4 protein-coding genes and 1 pseudogene are annotated in these 5,685 nt (G+C 70.1%); 1 reads left to right on the top strand and 4 read right to left on the bottom strand.

Annotation, left to right across the window (positions count from 1 at the left end; all coding sequences use genetic code 11):
• The 4 genes and pseudogenes from QR77_RS10130 to QR77_RS10115 form a co-directional block, all read right to left on the bottom strand.
• Positions 1-465: pseudogene (locus tag QR77_RS10130) on the bottom strand (DUF5336 domain-containing protein); the annotation flags it as partial.
• A 171-nt stretch (positions 466-636) separates the two neighbouring features.
• Positions 637-1,572, bottom strand: a complete 936-nt coding sequence (locus tag QR77_RS10125) for an N-acetylmuramoyl-L-alanine amidase (protein ID WP_040021105.1) — start codon at positions 1,570-1,572, stop codon at positions 637-639.
• Between the two features lie 23 nt (positions 1,573-1,595).
• Positions 1,596-2,237 carry a class I SAM-dependent methyltransferase gene (locus tag QR77_RS10120; protein WP_040021103.1) on the bottom strand — a complete coding sequence of 214 codons (642 nt, stop codon included), beginning with the start codon at positions 2,235-2,237 and terminating at the stop codon, positions 1,596-1,598.
• Between the two features lie 155 nt (positions 2,238-2,392).
• Complete coding sequence (locus QR77_RS10115) at positions 2,393-4,234, bottom strand: MFS transporter (protein WP_040021101.1); 1,842 nt, start codon at positions 4,232-4,234, stop codon at positions 2,393-2,395.
• Between the two features lie 294 nt (positions 4,235-4,528).
• Between QR77_RS10115 and QR77_RS10110 the strand changes: the two genes are divergently transcribed.
• The coding region (locus QR77_RS10110; RefSeq protein ID WP_236710589.1) for an MFS transporter at positions 4,529-5,685 on the top strand (1,157 nt) is incomplete at its 3' end.

The following is a 5,685-nucleotide window of genomic DNA, read 5'->3' as shown; positions in this document are numbered from 1 at the left end:
CTGCTGGCCCGGGTAGCCGTACGCCTGCGGCTGAGCGCCGTACGGCGTCGGCGCCTGCGGCTTCGGCGGGCCGATGAGGGCGGGCTTCAGGGCCGGCAGCAGCGGTGTCGCTATGGCGGCGCCCGCGAGGATCAGGGTGGCGATGAAACCGATGATGAGGCCCGTACCGGCGAAGCTGCCCACGTCGATCAAGGTCCAGAGCGCCGTCCACGCGGCGAATATCGAGAGGGCGACGCCGAACTGGCCCAGGTCCATCCCCAGGAACTTGCGCGTCTGCGGCAGCCCGCGCGCGACGACGATCAAGGCCGCGGCGGCGATGTCGGCCACGTAGATACTCATCACGGTACCCAGGCTGTCCCAGGCGGTGTTGCCGAGGTCGACGAAATCGAGGAACGAGGCGATGAAGAGCAACACCGCTGCTCCGATCACCACGCCGTCACCTCGAGTGAGGGAGCGGATGTTCACGTGAAAAGTCCTTCGTAAGTCGTCTCGTCGGGGCGGTCGGCGCTGCCGCGGTGCGGTAGCGCACGCGCTTCGAAGCTCGGGGGCGGCTCCCTATGGTACGGATGAATGTATCGCCTGCCCGAAGGGGGCGTCCGCCCGGTATCCGTGCCCGTCCCAGTTCTCAGGAGACTCTTACTTGAGAAGAAACGCGCTGATGCCGTCCGCAAGCCCCTGTGCCGCCTTCTGCCGCCAGCCCGAACTGGTCACCAGCGCGGCGTCCTTGGCATCCCGCATATTGCCGCATTCGATGAAGACTTTGGGCACGGTCGACAGATTCAGTCCGCCGAGATCAGTACGCGTGTCCAACCCGGTACCGTCACCGATGTAGTTGGAACGCGAGCTTCCGGTACTGCGGGCGAAATCGTCGGCGATACGCGTCCCCAGGGCGCGCGACGGCGTGGTGATTTTCGAGGTGTCGGCGCCATCGCCCTTCACCAGGCCGGGAAGGATCACATGGAATCCGCGATTGCCCGCAGCCGCACCGTCCGCGTGAATGGAGAGGGCGGCGTCGGCCTTCGCCTTGTTGCCGATCGCGGCGCGCTCGTCCACACACGGGCCGAACGGGCGGTCGTTGTCGTAGGTGAGCTTGACCGTCGCGCCCTTGGCCTCCAGCAGGTCGCGCAGCCGGTGTGACACATCGAGGGTGAACGTGGCTTCGGTGTAGCCGTTGTTGGTCTCCGTACCGGTGGTGTCGCACTCCTTGCTGGTCGTCCCGATGCGCACCGGCGCGTTGATCTCTTTGGTGTGCTTGTAGTTGGTGGGGTTGTGGCCCGGGTCGATGACCACGACCTTGCCGGCGAGCGGCCCTGGGGGTGCCTTGTCGTCGGCTGCCTTGTCGTCGGCCGCCTCGCCCGCGGGGCTGGGGGAGGCGGTGGGCACCGGCAGGGTGGTCCCCCGCTGATCGGTGGCCGACGCCGCTTCGGCCGTACCGCCCTCGTCGGGCCCGCTCGTCCCCTGGTGGATGAGCCACCCCCCGAGGGCACCGACCACGACGGCGGCCGCCACGACCGCGATGATGTTCCGCCCTGTGCGGCGGCGGGCTGGGGGCTTGACTTCGTCGTTCGACACGCGGCGATCGTAGACCCGCCGGGTCAGATTCCCGCGTGTGTACGGCGCAGGACGCGCAGAGAATCCGTGACGGAGACCTCGGCGAAGGCGCCGGAGGCGAGCGCGCGCAGGTAGATGTTGTACGGCGGACGGCCGCCGTCCGCCGGGTCGGGGAAGACGTCGTGGATGGCGAGCAGGCCGCCGACGGCGAGGTGCGGGGCCCAGCCCTCGTAGTCACCGTTCGCGTGCTCGTCGGTGTGTCCGCCGTCGATGAACAGGAACCCCACCGGTGTTCCCCACACCGCCGCGACCTGCGGGGACCGGCCGACGACCGCGATCACGTGGTCTTCGAGGCCCGCCTTGCGCAGGGTGCGGCGGAAGGTGGGCAGTGTGTCCATCAGGCCCAGTTCGGGGTCGACGACCTCCGGGTCGTGGTACTCCCAGCCGGGCTGCTGCTCCTCGCTGCCCCGGTGGTGGTCGACGGTGACGACGACGGTCCCCGCCGCGCGGGCGGCGTCCGCGAGCAGGAGTGTGGAGCGACCGCAGTACGTACCGACCTCCAGCAGCGGCAGTCCGGCCGCGCCCGCGGCGGTGGCGGCCTCGTACAGCGCGAGTCCCTCGTGGAGGGGCATGAAGCCCTTGGCCGCCTCGAAGGCGGCGAGGACCTCGGGCGAGGGTGCCGGCATGGACTCCCTACCTCTCCTTCTCGTTGCGTCGCGCTGGTGGTACGGGCTGGCGGTACGTGGGCGTGCGCCGTCCATGATCCACGTACGCCCCCGGCGCTGTGGCGCCGGGGGCGTGGTGTGACACGGCCCGCGTGGGCCGGTGTGCGGGGAGCGTGTTACGAGGTGACGGCGGCGCTGGGCTCCGCCGCGCCCTCCGCCAGGACCAGGTCGACCCGCACGCGCCGTCCCTCTCCGGGGTAGGACACCGGGCGGGCGAGCGGCGGATGGCCTGACGCCGATCCCGCCAGTACGTAGTCGCCGGCGGCCGGCGGGAGCAGCAGGTAGTTGCCGTCCGTGTCGGCGACGGTCAGGCCCGCCTGCCGGCCCCGCCGGTCGATCAGTGTGACGTTGGCCCGCCCGACCGGCTCACCCTCGGCGTTCAGCACCCGCCCGGTGAACCCGCCGGAACCGGCGACGAGCGTCGACTTCGACTTCGACATCGGCTGCGCCTGCGACATCGACTGTGCGACGGTCGCTCCGAGCCCCTCCACGCCGGTCTCCGCCTTGAGGGCCTTGGCGGCCTTCGCCGCCGCCGACCGCTGCCCCGGCAGGAAGGAGGCGATGACGAGACCGCCGACCACCGCGCCTGTGGCGATCATGAACGAGATGTGGAAGCCGCTCATGGTGGGCACGGGCCCCGCGGCCGTCTGTACGGACGTCTTCGCGAGCACCATGCCGATCACCGCGCTCGACACCGACGTACCGATCGAACGCATCAGCGTGTTCAGGCCGTTGGCCGCGCCGGTCTCAGACGGGTCCACGGCGCCGATGATCAGGGCGGGGAGCGAGGAGTACGCGAGGCCGATGCCCGCGCCCACGACCACCGAGATGATGATGGTCTGCCAGGCGGCGCTCATCAGGCCGAGGCCGCCGCCGTAACCGATCGCTATGACGATCATGCCGAGGATCAGCGAGACCTTGGGACCGCGCCGCGCGGAGATCCGGGCGTACAGCGGCGCCGTGAACATCATGGTCAGACCGAGCGGCGCCACGCACAGACCGGCGACCACCATCGACTGACCCAGGCCGTAGCCGGTCGAGGCGGGCAGTTGGAGCAGTTGGGGGAGTACGAGCGAGATCGCGTAGAACGCGACCCCGACCATGATCGAGGTGAGGTTGGTGAGCAGCACCTCACGGCGCGCCGTGGTGCGCAGGTCGACCAGGGGAGCCGAGACCTTCAGCTCCATCAGGCCCCAGAGCAGCAGGATCGTGATGGCGAGCCCGAACATGCCGAGCGTGGTGGGTGAACTCCAGCCCCAGTCGGAGCCCTTGGTGACGGGCAGCAGCAGGGCGACCAGGCCCGCCGAAAGACCGATCGCGCCGAGCCAGTCGAACCGGCCGACGGCCCGCAGCGACGACTCGGGTACGGCGAGGACGGTCAGCAGCATCGACAGCACGCCCAGCGCCGCCGAAGCGAAGAACAACGCGTGCCAGTTGGCGTTCTGCGCGATCAACGCGGCGACAGGCAGGGCGAGTCCACCGCCGACGCCGATGGAGGAGCTCATCAGTGCCATCGCCGAGCCGAGCTTCTCGCGCGGCAACTCGTCGCGCATGATGCCGATGCCGAGCGGGATCGCGCCCATGGCGAAACCCTGGAGGGCCCGGCCGACGATCATGATGAGCAGGTTGTCGGTGAAACCACAGATCAGCGAGCCGACCACCATGACGGCGAGGCTGGCGAGCAGCATGCGCCGCTTGCCGAACAGGTCACCGAGCCGCCCCATGATCGGGGTGGATATCGCACCGGCGAGCAGCGTCGCCGTCATGACCCAGGTGGCGTTGGCGGGGGCCGTGTCGAGAAGGACGGGCAGGTCCTTGATGACCGGGACGAGCAGGGTCTGCATCACGGCGACGGTGATGCCCGCGAAGGCGAGGACGGGGACGACACCGCGGGTTCCGCGTTCCCGCCGATCCGGGGTCGCTGCCCCGGTGTGCTGATCTGTCGTCGTCTGCGGCATACGTGCGGCCTCCGGGCAGGGGGAAGTTGAGAGAAAGTGTTGGTGGACCCGGGCGGACAGCGTTGTCCGCCGAAGTGGGTGTGGTGTGAACGCTTCCTTATCCTGCCGTTATTCCGGAGGGTCCGGTACGAATATCAGTACGCGTGCCGCGTCACGGCCCAGCACGAGAGACGCGCGAGGGCTGCGCGACGGGCGCACGAAGGGCGCGCGGGGGACGTAGGGCCAAGGACCGTGGGCGGCCGTACGCCAAAATCCTGATGTACGGAGCACTGTGCTCCTGCGACCATGACGCCCATGGTCCGAGCCACGCCAGAAGAATCCGCAGCCGACTCCATACCCGGGTCCCCACCCGCGTCCGCGGCAGCCCCGGCCCGCGCCTCCACGTCGAAGCGGCCGGGCTCCACCCGTACGTGGGCGGTGATCCTCGCCGCCTGCGCCGGGCAGTTCCTCGTTGTGCTCGACGTGTCCGTGGTGAATGTCGCACTGCCGTCGATGCGCGCCGACCTCGGGCTCTCCGCCACCGGTCTTCAGTGGGTTCTCAACGCCTACTCGATCGCCTTCGCCGGCTTCATGCTGCTCGGCGGCCGGGCCGCGGACCTCTTCGGCCGCAAACGGATGTTCCTGACCGGGCTCGCGGTCTTCACCGCCGCCTCCGTCGCCGGCGGACTGGCCCAGGAGGGCTGGCAGTTGCTGGCCGCGCGTGCCGTACAGGGCCTCGGCGCCGCCGTGCTGGCCCCGGCGACCCTCACCATCCTCACCTCGGCCGTACCGGCGGGACCCGCCAGGACCCGGGCCATCGGCACCTGGTCGGCGGTCGGTGCGGGAGGCGGCGCGGCCGGCGGACTGGTCGGCGGGGTGCTCACGGATCTGCTGTCCTGGCGCTGGGTGCTGCTGATCAATGTGCCGATCGGCGCCCTGGTGCTGATCGGCGGGGCGATCTGGCTGACTGAGAGCAGACGCGGCGAGGACAGACGGCTCGACCTGCCGGGCGCCCTGCTGGTCACGGTCGGCCTCGCCGTCCTCGCCTACGGCATCGTGCAGACCGACGAGCGGGGCTGGGGATCGGCCGCGACCCTCGTACCGCTGGTGGGCGGCCTGCTGCTGCTCGCCGCCTTTGTCGCCGTCGAGACGCGGGCACGGGTGCCGCTGATGCCGCTGAAGGTGTTCAGGGCGCGCGCCGTGTCCGCCGCCAACGCGGGGATGTTCGTGAGCGGGGTCGCGTCCTTCGGCATGTGGTTCTTCATGACGGTCTACGCCCAGAACGTGCTGGGTTACACACCGCTCCAGGCAGGCCTCGCGCTCATCCCCAGCTCGCTCAGCATCGTGCTCGGCTCGAAGCTCGCGCCCCGGCTGATGGCGCGCGTCGGCGCGCGCAATCTGGCTGTGCTCGGCGCGCTGGGCGCCGCTGTCGGGTTCGGCTGGCAGTCCACCATGTCGGCCGACGGTACGTA

Source organism: Streptomyces sp. 150FB (assembly GCF_000818195.1).
In the GTDB taxonomy this organism is placed as follows: domain Bacteria; phylum Actinomycetota; class Actinomycetes; order Streptomycetales; family Streptomycetaceae; genus Streptomyces.
This window is presented reverse-complemented; position numbering and strand designations above follow the sequence as displayed.

Bases quoted from the DNA above. Each gene is read 5' to 3' on its own strand.
- QR77_RS10120 (WP_040021103.1), bottom strand. From the start codon at position 2,237: ATGCCGGCACCCTCGCCCGAGGTCCTCGCCGCCTTCGAGGCGGCCAAG.
- QR77_RS10115 (WP_040021101.1), bottom strand. From the start codon at position 4,234: ATGCCGCAGACGACGACAGATCAGCACACCGGGGCAGCGACCCCGGAT.